Source organism: Flavonifractor sp. (genome assembly GCF_019422385.1).
GTDB lineage: Bacteria > Bacillota > Clostridia > Oscillospirales > Oscillospiraceae > Flavonifractor > Flavonifractor avistercoris.
Genome location: NZ_JAHZDL010000013.1, coordinates 1 through 25,852 on the forward strand (window position 1 = coordinate 1; position 25,852 = coordinate 25,852).

25 protein-coding genes are annotated in these 25,852 nt (G+C 64.7%); 15 read left to right on the forward strand and 10 right to left on the reverse strand.

What is annotated here, in order from left to right; all coding sequences use genetic code 11:
- Window positions 1-190 precede the first annotated feature (190 nt).
- On the reverse strand, window positions 191-634 hold the full coding sequence (gene dtd / locus QZ378_RS03185; RefSeq protein WP_087239774.1) for a D-aminoacyl-tRNA deacylase: 444 nt from the start codon (window positions 632-634) through the stop codon (window positions 191-193).
- A 20-nt stretch (window positions 635-654) separates the two neighbouring features.
- Window positions 655-1,722: an alanine racemase gene (locus QZ378_RS03190; protein WP_291257279.1), complete on the reverse strand. Its 1,068-nt coding sequence runs from the start codon at window positions 1,720-1,722 to the stop codon at window positions 655-657.
- A 375-nt stretch (window positions 1,723-2,097) separates the two neighbouring features.
- Here QZ378_RS03190 and QZ378_RS03195 point away from each other — a divergent pair, with 375 nt between their 5' ends.
- Window positions 2,098-3,591, forward strand: a complete 1,494-nt coding sequence (locus QZ378_RS03195; RefSeq protein ID WP_291257280.1) for a peptidoglycan DD-metalloendopeptidase family protein — start codon at window positions 2,098-2,100, stop codon at window positions 3,589-3,591.
- Between the two features lie 360 nt (window positions 3,592-3,951).
- On the opposite strand, the gene QZ378_RS03200 is transcribed toward QZ378_RS03195, so the two are convergent.
- Window positions 3,952-4,821 (reverse strand): DegV family protein, encoded by an 870-nt coding sequence (locus QZ378_RS03200; protein WP_087239768.1) that lies wholly within the window; start codon window positions 4,819-4,821, stop codon window positions 3,952-3,954.
- Between the two features lie 163 nt (window positions 4,822-4,984).
- Here QZ378_RS03200 and QZ378_RS03205 point away from each other — a divergent pair, with 163 nt between their 5' ends.
- Window positions 4,985-6,157 (forward strand): stage II sporulation protein P, encoded by a 1,173-nt coding sequence (locus QZ378_RS03205; RefSeq protein WP_291257281.1) that lies wholly within the window; start codon window positions 4,985-4,987, stop codon window positions 6,155-6,157.
- A gap of 605 nt (window positions 6,158-6,762) precedes the next feature.
- On the opposite strand, the gene QZ378_RS03210 is transcribed toward QZ378_RS03205, so the two are convergent.
- Together QZ378_RS03210 and QZ378_RS03215 are read right to left on the reverse strand one after the other, a co-directional pair.
- The gene (locus QZ378_RS03210; protein WP_291257282.1) at window positions 6,763-8,124 is read right to left on the reverse strand and encodes an MATE family efflux transporter; all 1,362 of its coding nucleotides are present in this window, start codon (window positions 8,122-8,124) and stop codon (window positions 6,763-6,765) included.
- Window positions 8,125-8,322: 198 nt separating this feature from the next.
- Complete coding sequence (locus QZ378_RS03215; protein ID WP_291257283.1) at window positions 8,323-8,835, reverse strand: hypothetical protein; 513 nt, start codon at window positions 8,833-8,835, stop codon at window positions 8,323-8,325.
- 116 nt (window positions 8,836-8,951) lie between these two features.
- Here QZ378_RS03215 and QZ378_RS03220 point away from each other — a divergent pair, with 116 nt between their 5' ends.
- From QZ378_RS03220 to spoIIID, 3 genes are all read left to right on the forward strand, one after another.
- The gene (locus tag QZ378_RS03220) at window positions 8,952-9,263 is read left to right on the forward strand and encodes a helix-turn-helix transcriptional regulator (RefSeq protein WP_242967113.1); all 312 of its coding nucleotides are present in this window, start codon (window positions 8,952-8,954) and stop codon (window positions 9,261-9,263) included.
- 116 nt (window positions 9,264-9,379) lie between these two features.
- Window positions 9,380-10,489 carry a redox-regulated ATPase YchF gene (gene ychF, locus QZ378_RS03225; RefSeq protein WP_087239761.1) on the forward strand — a complete coding sequence of 370 codons (1,110 nt, stop codon included), beginning with the start codon at window positions 9,380-9,382 and terminating at the stop codon, window positions 10,487-10,489.
- Between the two features lie 141 nt (window positions 10,490-10,630).
- Window positions 10,631-10,882, forward strand: a complete 252-nt coding sequence (spoIIID, locus tag QZ378_RS03230; protein ID WP_291257284.1) for a sporulation transcriptional regulator SpoIIID — start codon at window positions 10,631-10,633, stop codon at window positions 10,880-10,882.
- 80 nt (window positions 10,883-10,962) lie between these two features.
- Here the strand turns inward: spoIIID and QZ378_RS03235 are convergent, their stop codons facing one another.
- The gene (locus tag QZ378_RS03235; RefSeq protein ID WP_291257285.1) at window positions 10,963-12,288 is read right to left on the reverse strand and encodes a trypsin-like peptidase domain-containing protein; all 1,326 of its coding nucleotides are present in this window, start codon (window positions 12,286-12,288) and stop codon (window positions 10,963-10,965) included.
- 197 nt (window positions 12,289-12,485) lie between these two features.
- On the opposite strand from QZ378_RS03235, the gene QZ378_RS03240 reads away from it, so the two are divergent.
- The gene (locus tag QZ378_RS03240) at window positions 12,486-12,920 is read left to right on the forward strand and encodes a MarR family winged helix-turn-helix transcriptional regulator (RefSeq protein ID WP_291257286.1); all 435 of its coding nucleotides are present in this window, start codon (window positions 12,486-12,488) and stop codon (window positions 12,918-12,920) included.
- Window positions 12,920-14,212 carry an MATE family efflux transporter gene (locus tag QZ378_RS03245; RefSeq protein WP_291257300.1) on the forward strand — a complete coding sequence of 431 codons (1,293 nt, stop codon included), beginning with the start codon at window positions 12,920-12,922 and terminating at the stop codon, window positions 14,210-14,212. The genes QZ378_RS03240 and QZ378_RS03245 overlap by 1 nt, the downstream gene beginning before the upstream one ends.
- 341 nt (window positions 14,213-14,553) lie before the next feature.
- Here QZ378_RS03245 and gpr read toward each other — a convergent pair whose 3' ends face one another.
- On the reverse strand, window positions 14,554-15,459 hold the full coding sequence (gpr, locus tag QZ378_RS03250; protein WP_191379250.1) for a GPR endopeptidase: 906 nt from the start codon (window positions 15,457-15,459) through the stop codon (window positions 14,554-14,556).
- Window positions 15,460-15,659: 200 nt separating this feature from the next.
- On the opposite strand from gpr, the gene rpsT reads away from it, so the two are divergent.
- The 3 genes from rpsT (at window position 15,660) to QZ378_RS03265 (ending at window position 17,557) form a co-directional block, all read left to right on the forward strand.
- The gene (gene rpsT, locus QZ378_RS03255) at window positions 15,660-15,923 is read left to right on the forward strand and encodes a 30S ribosomal protein S20 (protein ID WP_009260539.1); all 264 of its coding nucleotides are present in this window, start codon (window positions 15,660-15,662) and stop codon (window positions 15,921-15,923) included.
- A 281-nt stretch (window positions 15,924-16,204) separates the two neighbouring features.
- Window positions 16,205-17,044, forward strand: a complete 840-nt coding sequence (locus tag QZ378_RS03260; protein WP_087239751.1) for a YihY/virulence factor BrkB family protein — start codon at window positions 16,205-16,207, stop codon at window positions 17,042-17,044.
- An 81-nt stretch (window positions 17,045-17,125) separates the two neighbouring features.
- On the forward strand, window positions 17,126-17,557 hold the full coding sequence (locus QZ378_RS03265; protein WP_291257287.1) for a helix-turn-helix transcriptional regulator: 432 nt from the start codon (window positions 17,126-17,128) through the stop codon (window positions 17,555-17,557).
- Window positions 17,558-17,798: 241 nt separating this feature from the next.
- On the opposite strand, the gene QZ378_RS03270 is transcribed toward QZ378_RS03265, so the two are convergent.
- On the reverse strand, window positions 17,799-18,062 hold the full coding sequence (locus QZ378_RS03270) for a TIGR04076 family protein (protein ID WP_291257288.1): 264 nt from the start codon (window positions 18,060-18,062) through the stop codon (window positions 17,799-17,801).
- Window positions 18,063-18,177: 115 nt separating this feature from the next.
- Here QZ378_RS03270 and QZ378_RS03275 point away from each other — a divergent pair, with 115 nt between their 5' ends.
- The 5 genes from QZ378_RS03275 to QZ378_RS03295 all read left to right on the forward strand — a co-directional run bounded on the left by QZ378_RS03275 (window position 18,178) and on the right by QZ378_RS03295 (window position 24,666).
- Entirely contained in the window at window positions 18,178-18,666 is a 489-nt protein-coding gene (locus QZ378_RS03275; protein WP_291257289.1) for a DUF2284 domain-containing protein, read from the forward strand.
- Between the two features lie 419 nt (window positions 18,667-19,085).
- The gene (locus QZ378_RS03280) at window positions 19,086-20,519 is read left to right on the forward strand and encodes a glycine--tRNA ligase (protein ID WP_291257290.1); all 1,434 of its coding nucleotides are present in this window, start codon (window positions 19,086-19,088) and stop codon (window positions 20,517-20,519) included.
- A gap of 237 nt (window positions 20,520-20,756) precedes the next feature.
- Window positions 20,757-22,148, forward strand: a complete 1,392-nt coding sequence (locus tag QZ378_RS03285) for a tryptophanase (RefSeq protein ID WP_191379255.1) — start codon at window positions 20,757-20,759, stop codon at window positions 22,146-22,148.
- Between the two features lie 390 nt (window positions 22,149-22,538).
- On the forward strand, window positions 22,539-23,915 hold the full coding sequence (locus QZ378_RS03290; protein ID WP_291257291.1) for a sodium-dependent transporter: 1,377 nt from the start codon (window positions 22,539-22,541) through the stop codon (window positions 23,913-23,915).
- 100 nt (window positions 23,916-24,015) lie between these two features.
- Window positions 24,016-24,666, forward strand: coding sequence for a helix-turn-helix domain-containing protein (locus tag QZ378_RS03295; RefSeq protein ID WP_191379257.1), 651 nt, complete (start codon window positions 24,016-24,018; stop codon window positions 24,664-24,666).
- Between the two features lie 42 nt (window positions 24,667-24,708).
- On the opposite strand, the gene QZ378_RS03300 is transcribed toward QZ378_RS03295, so the two are convergent.
- Together QZ378_RS03300 and QZ378_RS03305 are read right to left on the reverse strand one after the other, a co-directional pair.
- Window positions 24,709-24,918, reverse strand: a complete 210-nt coding sequence (locus QZ378_RS03300) for a DUF896 domain-containing protein (RefSeq protein ID WP_087239743.1) — start codon at window positions 24,916-24,918, stop codon at window positions 24,709-24,711.
- Window positions 24,918-25,715, reverse strand: coding sequence for a YlmH/Sll1252 family protein (locus tag QZ378_RS03305; RefSeq protein WP_291257292.1), 798 nt, complete (start codon window positions 25,713-25,715; stop codon window positions 24,918-24,920). Before QZ378_RS03305 ends, QZ378_RS03300 begins: the two co-directional genes overlap by 1 nt.
- Window positions 25,716-25,852 lie beyond the last annotated feature (137 nt).

Genomic DNA, 25,852 nt, shown 5'->3' on the forward strand with positions numbered 1-25,852 from the left:
CCAAGCTGCGGATCGTTCGCTTCCGCGTAAACGCGAAAGCTCATTCCCTCCGCTGGGCCTCCTCTCCCCACCGAACCCGCTTCGCTGGGCTTCGGCGGGGGCCCCATTGGGCGGGCGGATACTATCCGCCCCTACAGGCTTGGCAGTTGGCAGACCGTCGGCGGGCCTTCACTCCCCATCATAAGGCGCCCTACATCTGGTCGGTGTCGAACAGGATGGTCACCGGCCCGTCATTCTGAGAATAGACCTGCATATCGGCCCCGAACTCGCCGTGCTCCACCCGGAAGCCCCGGGCGGCGCACTCGGCCATAAACTTCTCATAGAGGGGGATGGCCGTGTCGGGCTTGGCGGCCCCGGTGAAGCCGGGGCGGCGGGACTTGGTGTCGGCGTAGAGGGTGAACTGGCTCACCACCAGCAGGGAGCCTCCCACCGCCTCCAGGTTCAGGTTCATCTTGCCGTTCTCGTCCTCAAAGACCCGCAGGCCGCAGATCTTGTCGGCCATCTTGACGGCCTGGGCCTCGGTGTCGTTGGGGCCCACCCCCAGCAGCACCAGGAACCCCTGGCCGATCTCCCCGTTGACCCGCCCCTCGATGGTGACGGAGGCGTTCTTCACTCGTGTGACAACTGCGCGCATATAAATAAATTCCTTTCTTCTTACCGGTATTCCCGGACAAAGCCCCTGGCGTAGAGGGGATCCAGGTCAAACACCGCCGGATCGCCGGCGGCGCATTTGATGTCGGTGACGTCCACCACGGTCTCGATGGCGCCGATGGAGCCCAGGATGCGGGCCTTCTGGCCGTTGACCCGGACGGTGCGGCGGCGGGAGGCGAGCCAGCGGCGCACCTGCTCCCACAGGCCGCCGCCCCTGGCCCGGGCCACGCCGAAGCCGTTCTGATAGCCCACGGGGAGCACCGCCACCCGGGTGGGGCGGCGGAGGCTGACGGGGCTGTCGCCCCCCACGGTGTGGCCCTTGGGGAGCCAGCGGGTCTCCTCGATGCCCACCTCGCCGTAGCCCACCCGGCGCAGGCCGTCCCCCCGGGTGCGGCGGCACCGGCCCACCAGGGCGGAGCCCGCCCGCACCCCGTCCAGCCGGGCCTCGTCCCAGTGGAGCAGGGCGTAGGAGCCGGCGGCGTGGACGGTGCCGGTCTCAAACCCGGCCCCCCGGATGGCGTCCACCGCCCGGTGGAACTGCTCCAGCTGGGCGGTGAGATCCCGCCCGTCCTTCTTGCGCACCTGGATCTGGGTGCAGATGCCGGAGATGGCCACGTTGGGCAGGTTGCGGTACACCGACAGGATCTTCTCCGGCTCGTCGGCCAGGAAGCCGCCGAAGCCCATGCCGGTGTCGATCTGGATGTGGGCCTCCACCACGGTGGAGCGCTCCTCCGCCGCGGCGTTGAGGGCCATGCCCGTGTCCGACGAGCCCACGGTACACACCACGTCCAGCTCGATGAGCTGTGCCAGCTCCTCCCGATCCACCGTGGGGCGGAGCATGAGGATCTCCTCCTCCACAAAGCCCGCCTTGCGCAGGGCGGCGGCCTCCGCCGGCTCGCTGACGGCGAAGCGGCCGATGCCCTCCTCCCGGAGCACCCGGGCCAGCTCCACCAGCCCGGCCCCGTGGCCGTCGCCGGTGAGCACCGCGTAGATCACCGCCTGCCCCGCCCGCTCCTTGATGACGCCGATGTTGTGCCTCAGGGCTTCCCGCTCAATGACCAGCGTTTTCATGGCCCGTCCGCCTTTCTGTGTGTGTTTCCCTCATTATAATACGCCCCACCGCCTCCCGTCAACGGAAAGGGCCGCCGGACGCCCCGCTGTCAGATCTGACAAAATTTTCGGGGCGCCGCGGGGCGGACCTCCCCCTTCTTGGGGTGGGGCGCGGCCTTTCCGCCCCCCGACCACCACATGTCGTGGCAGATCCGGCGGCCGCCGTCAACCGCCCCGTTTTCCCTCCAATTCGGCCAAAGTCTTGACTTTTTGGGAAAAAGCGTGTATGATACGCATTGTAACCATTTGTAACTTTTCGTTTTTCAACTGTTACGGGCGGGCGCTTTGTGCCCTGATGCCCCAAACCGCAGAATCTGAATAGGAGGGTTTTTCTTCATGGATGAACTCCTGCACACAGGCCATGAGGAGGCCCAGGAATCCGGTCTCTCTCTGGCGCCCCTGCGCGCCAGGCTGACCGGCGGCGCCGACGCCCTGCGCGCCCGGCTGGCGCCTCTGCGCCACAAGCTGGACGCCGCCACCGCCGGGGGCCGCCGGGTGGTCAATCCGCTCCACCTGCTGGCCGCCGCCGCCGTGCTTGGCGTGGCCGCCGTGGTGGGCACGGTCTACACCCCCAGCTACGTGGTGTCGCTGGACGGCGTGCCCCTGGGCACCGTCACCGCCCCCGCTGAGTTTGAGGCCGTGGTGAACCGGGTGGAGTCCCGCGCCACCGGAATCCTGGGCTATGACTACGACATTGAGGGGGAGATCAGCTACGCCCCCGCCCTGACGGAGCGGGACAGCATCACCCCCATCGCCGACTTTGAGACCTATCTCTTCGACCAGATCGGCGAGGTGATGAAGAGCTACGTGCTCACGGTGGACGGCCAGTTCATCGGCGCGGCCCAGGATCGGGCGACCCTGGACGCGGTGCTGGAGCAGATCAAGGCCGCCTACACCACGGAGAACACGGTGTCCGCGGAGTTCACCTCCGGGGTGTACATCACCCATGAGTACACCGCCTCCGACGTGAACCAGGATCCCGCGGCCATGCTGGCCGCCCTCACCGCCAACACCAACGGCCAGACCGTGTATGAGGTGCAGGCGGGCGACACCTTCATGCAGATCGCCCTGGACAACGGCATGACCGTCTCGGAGATGAGCGAGCTCAACCCCGATGTGGACATCAACGTCATCTACATCGGCCAGCTGCTCAACGTGAAGGAGGAGATCCCCTTCCTCTCCGTCAAGACGGTGGACAACGTGACCTACACCGAGGAGATCGCCTGCCCGGTGGTGGAGGTGGAGGACGACTCCATGTACCAGGGCGAGTCCCGGGTCATTGACGCGGGCGTCCCCGGCGAGCAGATTGTCAACGCCGACATCGCCTATCTCAACGGCGTGGAGCAGGAGCGCACCGTGCTCTCCACCCAGGTCACCCGGGAGGCCACCAACAAGGTCATCGCGGTGGGCACCAAGGTGCGGCCCTCCTGGCTGCCCAACGGGTACTTCATCTGGCCGGTGTACGGCAACATCACCTCCTACTTCGGCTACCGCTCCATCTTCGGCTCCTACAGCTACCACGGCGGCATCGACATCGCCACCTCCTACGGCACCAGTATCGCCGCCGCCGACGGCGGCACGGTGGTGTTCGCCGGCCGGGCCACCGGCAGCATGTGGAGCTACGGCAACCTGGTGATCATCGACCACGGCAACGGCAAGCAGACCTACTACGGCCACTGCTCCAGCGTGTTGGTCTCCGCCGGCGACAAGGTCTATCAGGGCCAGCCCATCGCCCGGGTGGGCTCCACCGGCCGCTCCACCGGCAACCACTGCCACTTTGAGGTGAAGATCAACGGCACCTCGGTCAACCCCCTGTCCTACCTGAGCTGATCGCAGATCAAAAATCCCGCTCCGGAATACCGGAGCGGGATTTTTCAGATTATAACAAAAATTCCTCGTGGGGAAACGCCTCGCAGAGTTCCGCCGTCCATCTCGGCCTAAGAGCCGCCGCAAACGGCGGTTGGCCTCGAAACGCGCCTGCGGGCGCAGGCAGACGGCGGAATAGGATGAAAATGCGTCATTTCCGGGGACACAAGGTGAATTGCCCCGCAGGGGCAAGAGAGGGCCCCCTGGGGGGTGTGCCTCGGAAATGACTCTTCTCATGGCGGAAGAGGTGACAATTTCGCAAGAAATCGAACCTCTTCCGCCATGCAGCCTTTCTCGAAAAAGCGGCAAAGCCGCTTTTTCGATTTAGATGTGGATGGCCTTGGTGAGGGTGACGGCCAGGGCGCCGGGCCCGATGTGGCAGGCCACCGACAGGGACAGGGGATCCATGTGGATGTCGTAGCCGGGGAAGGCCTCCTCCAGCTCGGCCCGCCAGGCCTCGGCCTCCTCCCGGGTGCTGGTGTAGGCCACGGCGATGTGGAGATCCGCCGGGCCGTGGCAGTCGGCGAAGTCGGTGTCCATCACCTTGCGGGCGGTGTCCAGCATGGTCTTTTTGGCGGCCTTCCACCCACGGGCCTTGGCGAAGGAGTCCAGCTTCTCCCCCTTGATGCGCAGCACCGGCTTGATGCCCAGCACGGTGCCGATGGCGGCGGCGGCGGGGGTGCAGCGGCCGCCCTTCTTTAAGTACTTCAGGGTGTCCACGGTGATGTAGATGTCCGAGTCAAACTTGGTCTTTTCCAGCAGCTCCTTGATCTCCCTGGCGCTCCACCCGGCGGCGGCCAGGGCCAGGGCGTCCAGGGCGGACTGCCGCTGGGTGACGGAGATGCGCTGGTTGTTGACCACCTGCACCTTCCCGCCGTAGTCCTCGGAGAGCATCTCCGCCGTCTCGCAGGTGCTGCTCAGGCCGCTGGACATGGGGATCTGCACGATCTCGTCATAGTCCTGGAGGATCTTGTCCCAGAACTCGATCACGTCGCCGGGGGCGGGCTGGGTGGTCTTGACGTCGGCCCCCTCCTCCATCTTCTGGTAAAACTGCTCCTGGGTCAGGGTGATGTCCTCCAGGAACAGCTCGTCGTTGATATAGAAGGGCATGGGCAGCACAAAAATACCCAGCTCCTTTGCCTGGGCCTGGGTGATGCCGCTGTTGCTGTCGGTGGCAATGGCAATTCTACTCATAAAGAACCTCTTTTCAGACTTTCCATACAACCTGTACAACTGTAAAAGCCATTATATCGGATTTGTACGAAAAGTCAAGCGGACACATTCCGGGAAGTGTAGCATAATCTGCCGCCCCGGGGCATAGAGATCACCATCCCACTACAAAGGATGATGATGCCGTATGAAGCCGAAGATCCGATGGGGCCGCCTGCTGCGGCGGAGCGCCGCCCTGTTCCTTGCCACCCTGGCGGTGTGGGCCCTGCTGCTGGTGTCGGGCGGGGGCTCCGCCGCCGGGGCCCTGCGGGGCCTGGGGGAGAACCCGGGCTTCGTCTCCGCCGCCCTGGCCCTGGAGCTGGGACAGGCCCCCGGGGAGACCGGGCCCCTGGCGGGCCTGGACGGCTGGGGCCGCCTGGTGGTGCGGCAGTCGCCGCTGCTGCTGGCGGGCGGGCAGGCCGCGGCGGAGTACGGGGCGGAGGCGGCGGACACCCCCGACCTCCCCGCCGGGCAGCCCGCCGAGGATCACGACGACGTGAACGAGCCGCCGCCGGAGACCACCGCCGCCCCGGGGGACATCGTGGCCCGCACCCTGGTGCCCACCAGCCCCCAGGGCTATGTGACGGCGGGGGGCATCTACCTCTATAACCGCACCGGGCTGGACGTGGATCTGGCGGCGGCCGCCGCCGCGCCGGTGAACATCACCCTGTCCGGCGACGGGCCCCAGATCCTGATCATCCACACCCACGGCAGCGAGGCCTACACCCCCGACGGGACGGACATCTACGAGCCCTCGGACAACAACACCCGCACCCTGGACGAGAACTACAACATGGTGCGGGTGGGGGACGAGATGGAGCGGGTGTTCACCGAGCTGGGCCTGAGCGTGGTGCACGACACCACCCTCTACGACTACCCCAGGTACAGCGGGGCCTACGACCGCTCCGCCGAGGCGGTGAAGAACTACCTGGAGCAGTACCCCACCATCAAGATCGTGCTGGACGTCCACCGGGACGCCCTGGTGGGGGAGGACGGCACCGTCTACAAGGCGGTCACCCGCATCGACGGGGTGGACACCGCCCAGGTCATGCTGGTGCTGGGCTCCAGCGAGGGGGGCGAGCACCCCAGCTGGATGGAGAACCTGGCCCTGGCCTGCAGGCTCCAGGAGAGCATGAACAACCTCTATCCCACCCTGGCCCGGCCCATGACCATGCGCTCCTCCCGGTACAACCAGCAGCTGTCCACCGGCTCGGTGCTGGTGGAGGTGGGCACCCACGGCAACACCCTCCAGGAGGCCCTCTCCGCCGCCCGGCTCTTCGCCCGCTCCGCCGGGCAGGTGCTCCTGGAGCTGGAGGGGTAGGGCGGGGCCTGCCCGGCCGGCGGATAACTGCCCCGCCCTGTTGGGGTGGATAGTATCCCCCCGCCCCCGGAATCACCGGCCCGTGGCGCGCGACGACCCCGGCGCGCCGTCCGACTCCTTTCGGGGCGGCGGCCCCTACAGGATGGTTCCCGTGGGTGCCCCCTGGCGGGGCGGGCCTGCCCGGCCGGGGCCCCCATTTCTTCCCGAAGAAATGGGGGAAAGAAGGGGCCGGGGGAAAATCCCCCCGGCGCCCCCCAGTACGGGGGTTCCTGGCGGCGGAAAGCTGTACAGACAGGGTAAGAACCGGGCGTGGATGCACGCCCGGTTCTTTTTTGGGTTTCGTGACAGGCGCTGCCGCGCCTCGGGCGGCCCGTGCCGGTCACCCGGCAGGCCCTGACAGCCGCTGCGCTGTACCAGGTGCGCCCAATGGGGCCCCCGCGGCGACCCAACGAAGTGGTCGTCGTGGGGAGAGGAGGCCCAGCGAAGGGAATGAGCTTTCGCGTTTACGCGGAAGCGAACGATCCGCAGCTTGGGCCGACGATGCCGTCGGTGCCATGCCGCCGAAAAAACGGGCGCTTGCGGCGGCTGCGTGCCGGGGGCGGCCCTTACGGCGCGGGCTGGGGCTCTTTGAGCCAGCGGCCGAAGAAGTAGTAGATCAGCAGGGCCACGGAGGTGACCGTCCAGGTGATGGGGTAGCTGAACATGACCACCGTCAGGGTGTGGTGGACGGGCACCACCAGGAAGAGCCAGGCCAGGCGCAGGCCGCACACGCCGAACACGTCGATGAGCATGGGCCCCACCGACTTGCCCGCCCCCCGGACGGCGCCGGCGATGAGCTCAATGAGGATGTAGGTGATGTAGCAGGGGGCCAGGAAGCGCACCATGTCCACGCCGATGTCCAGCACGGCGGCGTCGGGGGTGAAGATGGTGAGGATGGGCCGGGCCAGGAAGAAGAACACGGCGCTGATGCCGATGGTGAAGACGCTGAGCATCCCCACCGACACCCACAGGCCCTTTTTCACCCGCTGGTACTGCCCGGCGCCGTAGTTCTGCCCGGCGAAGGTGGTGATGGACTGGGACATGGCGGTGACGGTCATCCAGAAGATCACGTCCATCTTGCCGTAGGCCGTCCAGGCGGCCACGGTGTCGGTGCCGAAGGAGTTGATGGCGGCCTGGATGACGATGTTGGAGGCGCTGTACATCACCGACTGGAGGGCGGTGGGCACGCCGATGTGGAGGATGCCCCTCATGGGCTCCGGGTGGATGTGCAGCTGCCGGGGGAAGAGCTGATAGGGGGTCATCTCGGAGCGGAGCAGGGCCACCACCACCAGCACGGCGGACAGCAGCTGGGAGCAGATGGTGGCGATGGCCACGCCGGCCACGTCCAGGTGGAACACCAGCACCAGCAGCAGATCCAGCACGATGTTGCACCCGGAGGCGGCGATGAGGAAGTACAGGGGCCGGCGGAAGTCGCCGATGGCCCGGAGCACGCCGGTGCCCATGTTGTACACCACGTTGGGCACCATGCCCAGGAAGTAGACCCGCAGGTAGAGCACCGCGCCGGGCATGGCCTCCTCGGTGGTGCCCATGGCCCGCAGGGCCCAGGGGGTGAGGATAAAGCCCGCCACCATGAAGAACGCGCCCACAATCACGCCCAGCAGCATGGTGGTGTGGACGCTCTTGTGCACGTCCTCCCACTTCCGGGCGCCGAACTGCTGGGCGATGATCACCACCGCGCCGGCGGACACTCCGGTGAAGATGCCCACCGTCAGGTTGACGATCACGCCGGTGGAGCCCACGGCGGCCAGGGCCACCTTGCCCACGAAGCGGCCCACCACCAGGGTATCCACCGTGTTGTAAAGCTGCTGGAAAAAGGTGCCGAACCACAGGGGGAAGAAGAAGCCGATCAGCTGCTTCCAGATCACGCCCTGGGTGATGTCGCCGGTGGGCTGGCGCAGCAGTCCCATGGAAACCCCTCCTTGAAAATCTCAATTCCGCCTCCGCGGGTGGAGCGAATACGATTCTACACGCTTCCCACCGGAAAAGCAAGGGGGGCGGCAGGAAAGTTTGCGTCCCGGCGGGACGCGCCGCCGGCGGGACGCAAAAGGCCGCCCCTGCCTGTGGGCAGGGGCGGCCTTTTCCGGGCGCACCGGCACAGTGCCGGCTTACATCTCCAGCATGCCGAGGCCCTCGGTGATCAGGGTCGCGGCGTCGGTGAGGCTGGTGCTGTAGTCGGTGATGGCCGCGGCATACGCCTCCTGATCCATCTCGCCGTCCAGCACCCCGATGGCGCTGTCGCACAGGCCCTCCAGGGAGTCGGCAAAGAGGGTGCAGCCCTCGGCGATCTTGCCGTGGCCCTCCGCCCACTCCTCCGGGGGATTGGGGATGGCGGCGAAGTCCCGGAAGGGCTGGGCCATGGAGCGCAGGGTGTCCACGCCGGTACGGGCGGACTCCTCGTCCGTGATGGACAGGCTGCCCATGGCGGTCATGGTGTCAGCGATATCGGCGCTCAGATTCTCCACCTCGGCCTGGTAGTCCTCCTTGCTCATGGCCGCAGGCGCCGTGGTCTGGGCCGGCTCCGCGGCGTCGGGGCCGGCGGCCTGCTGCCCGCCGCCGCAGGCCGCCAGGGAGAGGAGCATGCAGGCCAGGGCGGCCAGGGTGAGAATACGCTGCTTCATGTCAGAACCATCCTTTCCATCTTCGAAATACCGGTTCCATTATGGCACTTCCGCCGCTGTTTGTCAATAAATCAATACATTGCGTGACAATTTATTGTCACAAGAAGTCCTGTAAGATGGACAAAAGGGGTGATGGCATGATCGGCGATACCATTCGGATCCTGCGGGAGCGGGCCGGCTATTCCCAGTCTGAGCTGGCCAGGCGGCTCTCCGTCACGCGGTCTTCCGTAAACGCCTGGGAGAGCGGGCTGTCCGCCCCCACCGCCGTGTATATCATTGAGCTGGCCAGGCTGTTCCACGTCTCCACCGACTTCATCCTGGGGCTGGAATCCGCCGGGCACCTCAGCCTGTCCGGCCTGACGGAGCGGGAGATCCGCATCCTCTATGAGCTGCTGGACTACTTCCACCAGTCCAAAGCCGGGGAATGACCGCGCCGGCGGGCAACTTTTCTATTGAGAAAACGGTGCCCGCGTGTTACAATGCTTTTACTGTATGGGCCCCGGCCCTGTTGGAATTGTGATCATTAAGGAGATGCAGGATAGAGATGAAATTAGGCATCGTGGGCCTGCCCAACGTGGGCAAGAGCACCCTGTTCAACGCCATTACCAACGCCGGCGCGGAGAGCGCCAACTACCCCTTCTGCACCATTGACCCCAACGTGGGGGTGGTGGCGGTGCCCGACCACCGCCTGGACGCCCTCAGCGAGATGTACCACCCCAAGAAGACCACCCCGGCGGTGGTGGAGTTCGTGGACATCGCCGGCCTGGTGAAGGGGGCCAGCCAGGGCCAGGGCCTGGGCAATAAGTTCCTGGCCAACATCCGGGAGTGCGCCGCCATTGTCCACGTGGTGCGCTGCTTTGACGACGAGAACATCATGCACGTGGTGGCCGACACCAGCACCAACGTGCCGGTGGATCCGGTGGGGGACATCGGCGTCATCGACATCGAGCTGATCATGGCCGACGTGGAGATGGTGGAGCGCCGCATCGACAAGGCCCAGAAGGCCGCCAAGGGGGACAAGAAGTTCCTCCACGAGGTGGAGGTGTTCTCCGCCCTGAAGGACTGGCTCAACGACGGCAACTCCGCCCGCTCCTTCCAGTGCGACGAGGACGACGCCGCCCTCATCGCAACCTCGGAGCTGCTGAGCCTCAAGCCCATCATCTACGCCGCCAACCTGGACGAGGACGGCTTCGCCGCCTACGCCGACAACGCCTACTATCAGCAGGTGGCCGATCTGGCCGCCCGGGAGGGGGCCCAGGTGATCCCCGTGTGCGCCAAGCTGGAGGCGGAGATCGCCGAGCTGGAGCCGGAGGAGAAGAAGATGTTCCTGGACGACCTGGGCATCGCCGAGTCCGGCCTGGACCGGCTCATCAAGGCCAGCTACGCCCTGCTGGGCCTGATCTCCTTCCTCACCTCCGGCGAGGACGAGTGCCGCGCCTGGACCATCACCAACGGCACCAAGGCCCCCCAGGCCGCCGGCAAGATCCACACCGACTTTGAGCGGGGCTTCATCCGGGCCGAGGTGGTCAGCTTCGACGACCTCATGGCCTGCGGCTCCATGGCCGCCGCCAAGGAAAAGGGGTTAGTCCGCTCCGAGGGCAAGGAATATGTCATGAAGGACGGAGATATTGTCCTGTTCCGATTTAATGTGTAAGATCTGATCGCCGTTTCTGAACCATATCCGCGCAAAAAAGCTGCGGCGGAGGGCATCAGCCCCCGCCGCAGCTTTTTCATAACCGCCCCGGCCGGCGCATATACATCCCCCGAGAGAACAAATTCGGGGGAGTGTTGCTGTGTGAAAGGGAACATCGAGGAGCGCGCCTGCCAGCTGGCGCTCTACATCATAGAGAACAAGGCGACGGTGCGCGGCGCGGCCCAGAGGTTCGGCATCAGCAAGTCCACGGTGCACAAGGATTTGAGCGAGCGGCTGCCCGCCTTCAACAAGCCCCTCTACCTCCAGGTCAAGCAGGTGCTGGACGAGAACAAGGCCGAGCGGCACATCCGGGGGGGCATCGCCACCCGGCGGAAGTACCGCGGTGGGGACTGATCCTAATAAGCCCCCATAAGCAGAGAAAACGGCGGCGCACGGATTTCCGTGCGCCGCCGCTGCTTTATTAGGGGATTGTGTTACCAGCCGAAGGGCCACTGGAAGTAGCCGCCCTGCTGCTGTTGCTGTTGCTGCTGGGCCTGCTGCTCCTCGTAGTAGTCCTGCTGGAGCTGGTTCATGGCCTCCTCCCGCTCCTGGTTTTCCTCATCCAGGGTCACGTCCACGGTGGTGGTATCCCCGTCCCGGTAGACGCTGAAGGTGACCTTGTCGCCGGCCTTGTACTCCTTGACGGCCTCCTGCAGGGCGCTGACGCTGGACACCTCCGTGCCGTTGACGGCGGTGATGATATCGCCCGCCTGCAGGCCGCCCTTGTCGGCGCCGGAGCCGTCCAGGACGGCCATGACCTCCGCGCCGGCGGGCACGCCGTAGCGCTGGGCCTCCTGGGACACATCGTCCAGCAGCACGCCCACGTTGGGCTTTCCGGTGACATAGCCGTGCTCAATGATGGAGGTGATCATGTCCCGCACGTCGTTGATGGGGATGGCGAAGCCCAGGCCCTCCACCGTGGCCTCGGAGCTGGAGCTGCCGGACAGCTTGGCGGAGACGATTCCGATGACCTGGCCGTACTCGTTGAACAGGGGGCCGCCGGAGTTGCCGTTGTTGATGGCGGTATCGGTCTGCAGCATGTTCATGACGGTGCCGTCGCTCATGGTGACGGAGCGGTCCTTGGCGGAGACGTAGCCGCCGGTGAAGGTGAAGGTCAGCTCGCCCAGGGGGTTGCCGATGGCGTAGACCTCCTCGCCCACGTTGAGGGCGTCGGAGTCGCCCAGGGTGACGGTCTGGAGGTTGCCCACCTCGATGCGGAGCACGGCGATGTCGTTCTCCTGCTCGCCCCCCACCAGGGTGGCGTCATAGCTGGTGCCGTCGGCGAAGAACACGGTGATGTCGCTGACATCGTTGATGACATGGTAGTTGGTGAGGATGTAGCTGGTGGTGGCGTTGGAGCTGATGACGAAGCCGGAGCCGGACACGGCGTTCTTTACGGTGTAGCCGAACACGTTGGTGGTCACGCTGCCGTTGACGCCCACCACGGCGCCCAGATTGGCGGCGTAGATCTCCTCCGGGGTGAGGACGGTATGGCCGTCCACCTGGGCCAGATTCACCGCCACGCTGGGGGCGCTGCCCTGATAGATGGTGGTGGAGCCGCCGGCGAAGTGGTTGTAGGCCAGCACGCCGCCGCCGCCGGCCAGGCCGCCGATGAGGGCGCAGCACAGGCCCAGGGCCACAAACCGGGCCGCTCCCTTCCGCTTCTTCTGCTTGGGGGGCTCGGCCTCATAGACGTGGAACTGCTCGGTCTCGATCGGTTCCCGATCCTCCGGGATCCGGTTATAATCACTGTTATACATATTTGCTCTCTCCTTTTCACGGACTCACGCTGTTCCCTTGGAACGATACCTAGGATAAACAAAAATTATGTATAAAGCATGAAGAAAGATGACATCTTTTTTGAATTTCGCACTTCTTGACTTTCCCGCCTCCTCCCGCTATAATAGTCTCTGTTCAGACTATTATAGTCCACAGACAGACCAATGGGGGAATTTGCATGGACGACGCCGTCTTTCTGGAAAAGCTCCGCCGCTACTACGCCCTGTGGCGGGAGGACAACGAGATCTATGGGGAGTGGGCCCAGGCCCGGGGGTTCTCCTACTTTGAGCTGATGGTGCTCTCCTCCCTGGCGGAGGGGGGGCGCACCCAGCGGGACATCTGTGACCAGTGGAGCATGTCCAAGCAGACGGTGCACTCCATCCTGCGGCAGTTTCAGGCCCGGGGATGGGTGACCCTGGAGACCCGGCCGGAAGACCGCCGGAGCAAGACCGTCCGCCTGACGGCGGCGGGGGCGGCGGCCGCGCTCCCCCTGCACCGGGAGATCATAGACCATGAGCGGCGGGTGTGGGAGGCCCTGGGGGAGGACACGGTGGACACCCTCATGGCCATCCAGGCCCGCTACATCCGCACATTCCGGGAGGTGCAGGCGTGATGCGGACAGACTACCGGCGGGACTTTTTCCGCAGCGTGGCCCCCTCCATGCTGGCCTTCGCCCTGTCCGGGGTGTACGCCATCGTGGACGGCTTCTTTGTGGGCAACGCCCTGGGGGACAACGCCCTGGCGGCGGTGAACCTGGCCTTCCCCCTCACCGCCTTTCTCCAGGCCGCGGGCACCGGCCTGGGCATGGCGGGGGCCATCCGCTACGCCGTGTGCACCGGCGGGGAGGACTTCCCCGGCCGCCGGCGGGCCCTGGGCACGGGGCTGACCCTGCTGGGGGCGGCGGGGGTGCTGCTCACCGCCCTCTACCTGCTCTTCGGCGAGGGGGTGCTCCGCCTCTTCGGCGCCCGGGGGGAGGTGCTGGAGCTGGCCCGGGAGTACCTGACCTGGGTGACCCTGGGGGCGGTGTTCCAGGTGCTGGGCACCGGGCTGGTGCCCTTCCTGCGCAACATGGGGTGCTCCGTGGCGGCCATGGCCGCCATGATGGCGGGCTTTGCCTCCAACATCGTGCTGGACTGGCTCTTCGTGTGGGTGATCCCCTGGGGCATGGCGGGGGCCGCCGCGGCAACTGTGCTGGGCCAGGGGGTCACCTTCCTGGTGTGCGCGGCGGTGATGCTCCGCCGGGGGGAGAAGCCCGCCCTGGGGGACGCCGCCCTGTTCCGGCGCATCCTGTGGGCCGCCCTGTCCCCCTTCGGCCTCACCTTCTCCCCCAACCTGACCCTGATCTTTGTCAACAAGAGCGCCGTCCTGGCCGGAGGCGACTCCGCCGTGGCCTGCTACGCCGCCATCAGCTATCTCACCTGCGTGGTGCTCCTCCTCATCCAGGGGGTCACCGACGGCAGCCAGCCCCTGCTCTCCCTGGCCCACGGCCGGGGGGACGAGAGGGGGGTGCTGACCCTGCGGGGCATGACCCTGGCCGGGGCCCTGCTCACCGCCGGGGTGTGCGCCGGGGCGCTCTTTCTCCTGCGGAGCGGGGCCGCCGCCCTCTTCGGCGCCTCCCCGGAGGTGACCGCCCAGGCCGCCCTGGCCCTGCCCGTGTTCCTGCCCGGCCTGCTGTGCGCCGCCCTGTCCCGCACCGCCACCTCCTACTGCTACGCCACCCAGCGGGATCGCCTGGCCTGCCTGCTCATCTACGGGGAGCCCGCTGCCCTGCTGGCGCTGCTGCTCCTCCTGCCCCGGGCGCTGGGGCTGACGGGGGTATGGGCCGCCGTGCCCCTGTCCCAGCTGTGCACCGCCCTGGCCGGGGCCGCCCTCCTCTTCCGCACCCGCAGGGCACAGCATCCCTGACGGGCAAGCCCGCAGGGGCGGATATCATCCGCCCGAAGCCTTCCCCCCACAGGGGGGAAGGCGCCCCAGTGCACACACTGGGGCGGATGAGGGGTTCCCGGATGCCCGTCCAGCCACCGCTATCCGTGGGGCGCGACGACTCGGCGCGCCGTCCGTAGGGGCGACCTGTGGTCGCCCGTCTGGCGGGGTGCCCCCCTCGCAGGGCGGGCCGCCGTCGGTGCCCTGCCTCTGAACTATCATGGAGGTTGCGGCGGCTGGCAAACGGCGCGCCGAGTCGTCGCGCCCCACGCATGGGCGACCTGTCCCGCCGATTGGGCATGTTCACATGTTTCAAACAAGCCCTAGCTCAGGAACAGCTCCACGTCCTGGATGGTGAGGCCGGGGTGGAGGGCCAGGTTGATGCCGTAGCCGATGACCTTTGCCAGGTCGTGAACCTGGGTATCGATGTCCCTGGGGGTGACGATCAGCCCCCCGCCGGCCTCCCCCAGGGCGTGGGGCTCCAGCTCCTCCCGGCCGGCCTGGGCCAGCACGTCCCGGGTGAGGGTGGCGGCGTCCACCACGGTGGGCACGCCGATGGCGATGACGGGCACGCCCAGGGTTTGGGCGTTGAGGGCCTCCCGGGCGTTGCCCACGCCGGAGCCGGGGGTGATGCCGGTGTCGGCCACCTGGACGGTGCGGCACACCCGGCGGACGCTGCGGGCGGCCAGGGCATCCACGCAGAGCACGCAGGCCGGACGGATGCGCTCCGCCACGGCCCGCACCAGCTGACCGCTCTCCACCCCGGTGGTGCCCAGCACGCCGGCGGCCAGGGCGGCCACCGGCCGGAAGGCGCCGAAGTGCTCCGGCACCTGCTCCACCAGGTGGCGGGTGACCATGGTGTGGTCGGCGGCCTTGGGGCCGATGTTGTCCGGGGTGATGGCCCGGTTGCCCAGGCCCACCACCAGGGCGGGGGCCCGGGGATCCCGGGGGAGGAGGGGGGCCAGCTCGGCGGCCAGGGCCCGGGCCGCCCGGCCGAAGGCGTCGCTCTCCCGGCGGGCCAGGCCGTCCAGCTCCAGGGTGATATAGGTGCCCGCCGGCTTGCCCAGGGCCTGTTCCCCCCGCCCGTCCAGGATGCGCACCGTGGTCACCGGGTAGCCCTCCCGCAGCTCCTCCGCGCTCTCCACCCCCGGCAGCTCCGCCGCCTCCCCGGCGCTCTCCCGCCAGAGCTGGGCCGCCTCCAGGGCCAGATCCGTTCTCCATGTCAGCATAGTCGTCCCCTCCGCACCGCAAGATGTGGTATTTTGCACATTTGATACCCCTATTTTTTGCGAAGGAGGCCGGGCTATACAAAAAAAGAGAAAAAAGTTCAAAAAAACAGTTGCAATTTGGGCCGATGGCTGTTAAAATAAGAATCTGCACGGGCAAACTGTGTAAGAATATGATTTCGTCATCGGAGGAGGTGTTTGGTTTGCCGAATATTAAGTCTGCCAAGAAGCGTGTCCTGGTGAACAAGACCAAGGCCGCGCAGAACAAGGCCGCTAAGTCCGCGCTGAAGACCGACATCAAGAAGTTCGAGGCCGCGGTGGTCGAAGGCAACCGCAGCGAGGCCGAGGGCGCTTACAAGGTGGCCGTCAAGGCGGTCGACAAGGCTGTGGTCAAGGGTCTGCTGCACAAGAACAACGCCGCGCACAAGAAGAGCGCCATGACCATCAAGCTGAACAAGCTGGCCTAACGCGTGAACCCATGAAAAAGCCGTCTGCCGGGCAGACGGCTTTTTATTATTTCCAAAAAGCGGAAAATCCGCTTTTTGGAAATAGGCTGCATGGCGGAAGGGGCTCGATTTTTACAAATTTGTCACCCCTTCCGCCATGAGAAGTGTCATTTCCGACGCACATGTCGCCGGAAATAACGGATTTTGATTTGATTCCTGCGGCTGCGGCCGCAGGAACTCTGCGAGGCATATTCCATAGGAAAACAGGGTATGCTGAACAATAGTGCGGGGGAGGGGAGACCGTGAAAAAGCTGCTGGACTGGGCGCCGGTGCGCTTCGGCCTGGAGGTGGCCCGGCTCTACTTCGGCCGGCACGTGTCCCGCTCCGCGGCGGCGCTGGCCTACTTCCTGCTGCTGTCCTTCTTCCCCCTGCTCATCTGCGTCAACGCCTTCATCGGCCTGCTCCGCCTGGACGTGGGGGCGGTGCTGGACGCCGCCGCCGCCATCCTCCCCCGGGAGACCCTGGGCATCCTGGCCGACTACATGGGCTACATCACCACCAACCAGTCCCCCGCCCTGCTGCTGGCCGGGGCGGGCATGACCCTGTTCTCCGCCTCGGCGGCCTTCCGCACCCTCATGCGGGTGATGGAGGAGCTGTACGGCCGGGGCGGCTACCGGGGGGTGAAGCGCATCGCGGCCAGCGTGGCCTTTTCGGTGCTCTTCCTGCTCACCGTCTATCTGGCGGTGGCGGTGCTCTTCACCGGGGAGTGGCTCTTCTCCTGGCTGGCCGGGCGGCTGGAGCTGCCGGAGGAGGCCATGCCCTGGGAGTGGCAGTGGTTCCGCTTCCTGCTGCTGTTCCTGCTGGTGCTCCTCTTCGTGCTGCTGACCTACCGCATGGCCGCCCCCAGGGGGGAGCCCCGGCCCCCCGTCCTCTCCGGCGCCTTCCTGGCCGCCGGGGCCCTGGTGGCCGCCACCGCCCTGTTCTCCTGGTTCATCGGCCTGTCCGCCCGGTACTCCCTGGTGTACGGCTCCCTGGCCTCGGTGATCATCCTGCTGGTGTGGCTCTACCTGTGCGGCAACATCCTCATCCTGGGGGATGTGTTCAACTGCGTCTGGTACCGCCGCCGGCTGGATCAGACGTGAAATCCCGCCCATGTCCGCCCCCGTTGCTTGCCGCAACGGGGGTTTTGGGGGTATGCTGGGGCGGAAAGGAGACGATATCTCATGTTCGCTGACAATCTCAAGACCTTACGCCGGGCCAGGGGCCTGAGCCAGGAGGAGCTGGCCGGCCGCCTCCACGTCACCCGGCAGACCATCTCCAAGTGGGAGAACGCCCTGTCGGTGCCCGACGCGGAGCTGCTCCTCCGCCTGGCCGAGGAGCTGGAGGTGCCGGTGAGCCGCCTGCTGGGCGGCCCGGTGGAGGAGGAGCCCGCCCCCGACCAGGTGGCCGCCCACCTGGCCGAGCTCAACCGCCTGCTGGCCGATCGCAACCGGCGGAGCCGGAGAATCTGGCGGGTGGTGGCCGGGGTGCTCATCGGCCTGGCGGCGCTCACTGTCCTAGTGACCATCCTGTTGATGCTGCTCAACGCGACCGCCTTCCGCTCCATCACCACGGACACGGAGCAGACCGCCATCCCCATTGAGGCCCAGCCGTAAAAACCGGCGTTTCCCACGGGCGGATATCCTCCGCCCGAAGCCTTCCCCCCGCTGGGGGGAAGGTGCCCCAGTGCGCACACTGGGGCGGATGAGGGGTTCCCAAATGCCCGCCCAGCCACCGCTATCCGTGGGGCGCGACGACTCGGCGCGCCGTCCGTAGGGGCGACCTGTGGTCGCCCGTCTGGCGGGGTGCCCCCCGCGGGCGGGCCCGGTAACGGATACGGGCGGATACTATCCGCCCCTACGGGTTTTCCACCTCGATTTTGAACACGTTGATGGTATCCACATCGGGGCAGCAGAAGGTGGCGGTGCCCTCCGGCTGGCCGGGGATGGCGCCGCCGTAGCGGAGGATATCCACATAGGGGAAGGCCACGTGCATGGCCATGGGGCACAGCTGCCCCCGCTGGGTGTCGAAATCATAGCTGTCCCCCACCTTATGGCCCCGGTGGCAGCCGCACCTGCCCAGCCGGTCGATGAGGGTAATGCGGACAGCGGGTCGTTTCATCACAATCGCCTCCTGGCTGTTTTTCCACATCATATCATATTTCTGTGGATGCTGTCTCCCCCCTTGACGGTTTTTTCCGCCGGGAGTACACTGTGGGGGAGAGGAGGGACGGCAAATGGAGGCCTGTCTGGAGTATCTGCGGGAGAACGGGGCCGACCCCGCCATCGTCATCGACCCCCACACGGTGGTCACCGCGCCGTGGCCCAGGCTTCGCTGCCAGTTCGGCTGCGAGAGCTACGGGCACAACCACTGCTGTCCGCCGGAGGCGCCGGACTACACCCGCACCCGGGCGGTGCTGGACAGCTATTCCACCGCCGTCCTGTTCCGCATCCACCACTACGGGGCCAGCCGCATGGCCTGGGAGTGCGCCCGGCGGCTGTTTCTGGCGGGGTATTACAAGGCCCTCGCCTTCGGCAGCGGGCCGTGCAAGCTGTGCCCCTCCTGCGACCCGGCGGGGTGCCGCTTTCCCGGGAAGGCCATCCCCTCCATGGAGGGGTGCGGCATCGACGTGTTCGCCACCGCCCGCGCTCACGATCTGGAGATCCACACCCTGCGGGAGGTGGGGGAGGAGCACAGCCACTTCGGCCTGATTCTGGTGGAATAGGGGCCGAAATGCCTTGACGGCGGGCTTTTTGCGTGATACAATATCGGCCAGCGACAGGCAGTGACCGGGAGGAGTACGCGCAGACCTGGCCCTGAGAGAGAAGCCGGACGGTGAAAGGCTTCCGAGGGTCTGGCGGAAGGCGCCCGCGAGCCGCGGGGAGGCAATGCCCCGCCGGTTCCCGCCGTTATGGGATTGAGCGCGGGGTTTCCATCCATAACCCCGAATTCAGGTGGCACCACGGAGCTTGCTTCGCCCTGAGCCTTCACGGCTCGGGGCGTTTTTTCGTCCCTGCCGCCGGTCTGGGGAGACGGGCGCACACACAGGTGCGCCCCTACTGTGCAAATCTCCCCCAGGAGCCGGCCTGTGTGTCGGCCCGCCCTTTGGACGCAAACAAATTTCAGATAGAAGGAGCTTTTACCATGAAGAACACCGAAAAGACCATGGAACAGATTGTGGCCCTGTGCAAGGGCCGGGGCTTTGTGTATCCGGGCAGCGAGATCTACGGCGGCCTGGCCAACTCCTGGGACTACGGCCCCCTGGGCGTGGAGCTGAAGAACAACGTGAAGCGGGCCTGGTGGAAGAAGTTTGTGCAGGAGAACCCCTACAACGTGGGCCTGGACGCCGCCATCCTCATGAACCCCGAGGTGTGGGTGGCCTCCGGCCACGTGTCCACCTTCAACGACCCGCTGATCGACTGCAAGGCCTGCAAGATGCGCCACCGGGCCGACAAGCTCATCGAGGGCTGGTGCGCCGAGAACAACCGCACCGACGTGAACGTGGAGGCCATGACCAACGACGAGCTGGTGGCCTTCATCCGGGACAACGGCGTCACCTGCCCCGGCTGCGGCAAGAGCGACTTCACCGACATCCGCAAGTTCAACCTGATGTTCAAGACCCACCAGGGCGTCACGGAGGACACCGCCAACGAGGTGTACCTGCGGCCGGAGACCGCCCAGGGCATCTTCGTCAACTTCCCCGCCATCCAGCGGACCACCCGGCGGAAGCTGCCCTTCGGCGTGTGCCAGGTGGGCAAGTCCTTCCGCAACGAGATCACCCCCGGCAACTTCATCTTCCGCATCCGGGAGTTTGAGCAGATGGAGCTGGAGTTCTTCTGCCAGCCGGGCACCGATCTGGAGTGGTTCCAGTACTGGCGGGAGTTCTGCCGCAAGTGGCTCACCGATCTGGGGCTGAAGGAGGAGAACCTGCGCCTGCGCGATCACGAGCCGGAGGAGCTGGCCTTCTACTCCAAGGCCACCACCGACTTTGAGTTTATGTTCCCCTTCGGCTGGGGCGAGCTGTGGGGCGTGGCCGACCGCACCGACTACGACCTGAAGCAGCACCAGGAGCACTCCGGCAAGGATCTCACCTACTTCGACCAGGAGAAGAACGAGCACTATATCCCCTACGTCATCGAGCCCTCCCTGGGCGCCGACCGCGTCACCCTGGCCTTCCTGGTGGACGCCTACGACGAGGAGGTGGTGGGCCAGGACAAGAAGGGCAACGACGACGTGCGCACCGTGCTGCGCCTCCACCCGGCCCTGGCCCCCTTCAAGTGCGCCGTGCTGCCCCTGAGCAAAAAGGAGGTCCTCTCCGGCCCCGCCCAGCAGCTGCGGGACGAGCTGGCGAAGGACTTCATGGTGGACTACGACGACGCCGGCTCCATCGGCAAGCGCTACCGCCGCCAGGACGAGATCGGCACCCCCTTCTGCATCACCCTGGACTTCCAGACCGTGGGCGACGACACCACTCCCGCCGATCACTGCGTCACCGTCCGGGAGCGGGATTCCATGGAGCAGGTCAGAATCCCCATGTCCGAAGTGAAGAATTATATCGCCGAGCGCATCAAGTTCTGATCGCTCCGAAAAATATCCCCGCAGAACGTTGGTTCTGCGGGGATATTTTTTTATCATACGGTCATATAGATATAGAGAGGTCGTGTTTTGTGTAATAGTGATAAAAAATTGAACTTGACTTTATCAATTTTTACATTATTGACATACTATTCTCTCGGTGTTAATATAACTTACGCAAAGATAAAATATTTACAAACCAGACAGTCAAAAATCTATTTTATGGAGGAGTGTTGTCACATGGAACGCAATTTTCAGCATGCAGAGCCCTTCCGCATTAAGGTTGTGGAGCCCATCAAAAAGACTACCCGCGCCTACCGCACCGAGGCCCTGAAGGAGGCCCAGTACAACGCTTTCCGCCTGAAGGCAGAGGACGTGTATGTGGACTGCCTCACCGACTCCGGCACCACCGCCATGAGCACCGAGCAGTGGTCCGCCATGATGCTGGGTGACGAGAGCTACGCCGGCTGCAAGAGCTTCTACAAGCTGGAGGCCTCCGCCCAGGAGGTGTTCGGCATGCCCTATGTGCAGCCCACCCATCAGGGCCGCGGCGCCGACTTCATCATGGCCCAGTACTACGCCAAGCCCGGCAAGTACGCCGTAGGCAACATGCATTTCGATACCTTCCACGGCAACGCCGAGATCCTGGGCGCCATCCCCGTGGACTGTGTCATCGACGCCGGCCTGGATGCCGCCAGCCCCGCCGAGGACTTCAAGGGCAACATTGATCTGAACAAGGTGCAGAAGATCCTGGACGAGCACGGCCCCGACTCCATCTCCGTGATCATTATCACCGTCACCTGCAACAACAACGGCGGCCAGCCCGTGTCCATGGCCAACATCAAAGCCGTCAGCGAGTTCGCCCAGGCCCACAACATCCCCGTGGTCATCGACTCTGCCCGCCTGGCTGAGAACGCCTGGTTCATCAAGACCCGTGAGCCCGGCTACGCCGACAAGGACATCCGCGAGATCACCCGGGAGATGTTCTCCTACTGTGAGACCGCCACCATGAGCTCCAAGAAGGACGGTCTGGTAAACATCGGCGGCCTGATCGTCACCCGCAACCACGACTTCTACCTCTACTCCAACGTGCAGGCCATCGTGCACGAGGGCTTCATCACCTACGGCGGCCAGTCCGGCCGTGACATGGAGGCTCTGGCCGTGGGCCTGCTGGAGGCCACCACTGACGACTACCTGGAGTACCGCATCAACCAGGTTAAGTACCTTGGCGATCGTCTGAAGGAGAAGGGCATCCCCTGCGTGGAGCCCAGCGGCGGCCACGGCATCTATGTGGACGCCCGCCGCTTCTTCCCCCACATCCCCCAGCCCGAGTTCCCCGCCCAGCGCCTGGTGGTGGCCCTCTATCAGGAGGCCGGCATCCGCGCCGTGGAGATGGGCGGCTGCGCCTTCGGCGGCAAGGATCCCGTCACCGGAGAGCCCACCTGGCCCGCTCTGGAGCTTATGCGCATCTCCGTCTCCCGCCGCGTCTACACCAACAACCACCTGGACTGCATCGTGGATGCCCTGGAGTACATCTACAGCAAGCGGGATGAGTACCGCGGCATGAAGCTGATCTATGAGGGCCCGATTACCGCCCTGCGTCACTTCACCGCCGGCTTTGAGCTGCTGTAAAACCTTAAAATACATACAGACCCAAGACGCATTTACCGGATACCGCCCACATATCTGTACAAAGGGAGACCCCCTTCAGCCGGAACAAAGTCAAGTCCGCTTTGTTTGGAGGGGCAGGTTTATAAATACCTGCCCCTCGAACGGCTCAGCGCAAAAAGGCCGTGGAAAAGCTGCCACTTCTCCACGGCGGAATGGGCAGAAAATCGCCCTCTCCAGAGCAACGATCTTCCGCATATGTATTATATGCCCATTCTGGCTTCTCTGTCAAGGAAGCTGCGCAGGGTGGCGGTCCACCAACCGCCGGCAACAGCTTGGATCTTGTTCCCATAATGATCGGTCTCCTCAATCCTGATACACCTGACACTGTAAAGAGGATAGGAGGGACAACTCATGGGAGAACCCAGCAACAGCCTGCAGAATCAACAGCAACGTGAACAGTTCGGCAGCCGTATTTCGTTCGTTCTGGCCTCCATGGGCGGCGCCATCGGCCTGGGGAACATCTGGAAGTTCCCCTATCTGGTGGGCCGCCACGGCGGCGCGGCCTTCATCGTGGTCTATCTAATCGCCCTGTTACTGGTCTCCGGCCCGGTCCTGATGACGGAGTACGCCATCGGGCGTAAAACCGGCGCCAGCTATACCACGGCCCTGAAAAAGCTACTTCCGGGGAAAAAGTGGTATCTGCTTGGTATTATCGGCGTCATTTCTCTGGTGCTGACCCTGTCCTTCTACTGCGGCATCGCGGGCTGGACGGTGGCCTATCTCTTTAAATCCATTACCGGTGCTTATAACGGCATGTCTGGCGACGAGATCACCACCATGTTCGGCAACTTCACCGCAAACCCCTTCCAGATGATCCTGTGGCTGGCGGTCATGTTGCTCATCACCACCTTCATCGTCCTGCGGGGCGTCAAAGGCGGTATTGAGAAGGTGTGCAACGTCCTGCTTCCCATCATGTTCGTCATGATCATCTTCCTGGCCATCCGCTCCATCCTCCTGCCCGGCGCGGAAAAGGGCCTGGAGTTCTACCTGATCCCCGACTTCTCCAGTCTGGATGCAGAAGCGGTCATGGCTGCTATCGGCCAGGGCTTCTTCTCCCTGGGTGTGGGCTGTGGCAATCTGGTCGTCTACGGCTCCTATTTGGACCGGAAAAAGACCATCGGCAGCAGCACCCTGATGGTCGGCATCGGCGACACAAGCGCCGCCGTCCTGTTCGGCCTGATCATCTTCCCCGCCGCGTTTGCGTTCAATATCGAGGCCGGCATGGGCCCCCCGCTGGTGTTCATCACCCTGCCCGCCATCTTCGCGCAGATGAACCTTGGCATGGTGTTCGCCACCGTCTTCTTCATCATGCTGTTCTTCGCCTGCCTCACCTCCACCATCTGCATTATGGAGGCAATCGTAGGCTACTTCGTAGACGAACTCAAGATGAACCGGAAAATTTCCACTTGGATTATTGCAGGTGTGGTATTTGTTATCGGAACCTTCCTGATGATGTCCTTTGGTCCCCTCTCCCATATTTCGATCTTTGGGAGCAACATCTTCGACTTTGTCAACGACACCTTGGTATCCGCCATTCTGCTGCCCCTGGGCGCTCTGCTCATGGTCATCCTGGTGGGCTGGATCCTCAAGCCCAAGACCCTTCTGGAGGAGATCAACATCGGCGACGGCATCAAATTTAACCGTTATTACTCCATTACCATTAAATTCATCGCACCCATCGCTCTGGTCTTTATGTTCCTTCAGCTTGTCGGCATCATAAAATTCTGATTGCTGCGCCCGGCCGGAGAAAACCGGCCGGGCGTTATCTATCCTTTTCTCTGGACAATCTACTCCATTTCGAGTAAACTATATAAGAGGTGAGGTCGCAATGGAGCGGAAAGAACATTTGGAGTCTGTTCTCCCCCTGATGCGCTTTTTTTCTGAGATGCTGGGGCCTGATGCTGAGATCATTCTGTACGATGTGGAGGACCGGCTGGTCTATCAGGTGCTCAACCCCATGGACGAGGAGATGGTACCCGGCAGTGAGATGCGCTCTCTGGAACGGAAGTTTCTGGAGTCCCATGTCTACGAGAAGGAGGAGTTCATCGTCAACTACCGGGCCCTGTCCCGCAGCAAGCACAAGCTGAAATCCGCCACCTTTTTCCTGAAGAACAACCCGCAGCAGAAGCTGAGGGGCATGATCACCATCAACGTCAATGTGGAGCGTCTGGTGGAGATGCGCGACATGCTGAATACCATGATCTCCGGCAGCCACCCCTACGACGCCAAGCCGAGGGATTCCTTTTTCAACAGCTTTGAGGTGTCAGTGGAGGGTCTGGTCACCAACGCCATCCGGGAGGAGCTGGACCGCTACGGCGTGGAGCCCACCCGCCTGAGCTACCAGGAGAAGATGGAGGTGGTGCGCTCTCTGGACGAGAAGGGCATCTTTTTGGTCAAGGGAGCCATCACAGAGCTGGCCGCCGCCCTTAAGACCACAGAGGTTACGATCTATCGCTACATCAACAAGCTTCAGCAGTAAGCTAAACAGCGCCGCCCTCATGCAGAGGGCGGCGCTGTCGGTTCAGTCGGGCCTTTTGCCCAGCTTGTGCTTGGTGCCGTCGGGCTCCACGATGTAGGTGTTCTCCAGCTGGGCGATGAGGTTGTCCCGGTAGGCGGCGATGTACTCCTGGCGGAGCAGATCCCGCTCCACCATCTCCGCCGGGGTCAGGCCCTCCTCGCTCTTGGCCTTCCTGGCCAGCTCGTTGATGCGGTCGATCTTTGCCTGTTCCATTACACATATCGCTCCAGTTCTATCATGATGCGCCCCTTTTTGGAGGGGCCGCCCACGGTCTTGACGGCGCACTTGCCCAGGCCGCGGCAGCTGAGCACGTCCCCCTCCGCCACGGGGCGGTCGGGCTTGGTGCACTCCCGGTGGTTGAGCTGGAATTTCCCCGAGGAGATCAGCTCCGCCGCCCTCCCCCGGGACAGGGAGAAGCCTGAGGCGGCCACCGCGTCCAGCCGCAGGGAGCTGACGGTGTCCCGGATGGCCTTCACCTTCACCTCCGGGGGCTCCAGCCTGTCCAGGGGCAGGGGGGCGGCCTTGAGTTTTGCACGGCCCGCCTGCTCCAGGTGGAGAAGCAGGAAGCCGGTGATCTCCTCCAGCGCCAGGATGTCGCACACGCCGTCCCCCACCAGCAGGTCGCCCACCTTCTCCCGATCCAGGCCCAGGCCCAGGATGGCGCCCAGGAAGTCCCGGTGGCTCAGGCTGACCCCGCTCCAGGTGCAGCGGATGGCCCGCACGGGGCAGCTGTCCGGGTCGGCGGCCCAGTCCGCCCCCTCCAGCCAGTCTGGGAGGAAGGCGCACACCGTGCGCTCGGCCCCCTCGTACCCGCCGTAGAACAGGTGGGCCGGATGGCCGGAGGCGCCCAGCAGGTTTTCCACACTCGCCCGCTCCTGTGGGGATAAAAAGCCGGTGCAGGCCGGGATATTGCGGGTGCGGGCCAGCTCCAGCCTGTCCAGCGTCCGGGCCAGCAGCAGCCGCTCCTCACTGTCCCGGGAGAGCTTGTTGAGCAGTTCGGTTTTGTTCACGGTCGATCTCCTCTCTGGCAAAGGGCGCGGCGGGCGCACACGCAGGTGCGCCCCTACAGAAGAACGATTTCAGATTTCCCTGTAGGGGCCGGCCTATGTGCCGGCCCGCGGTCTCCGGAAATCCCCGGCCTTCTGTG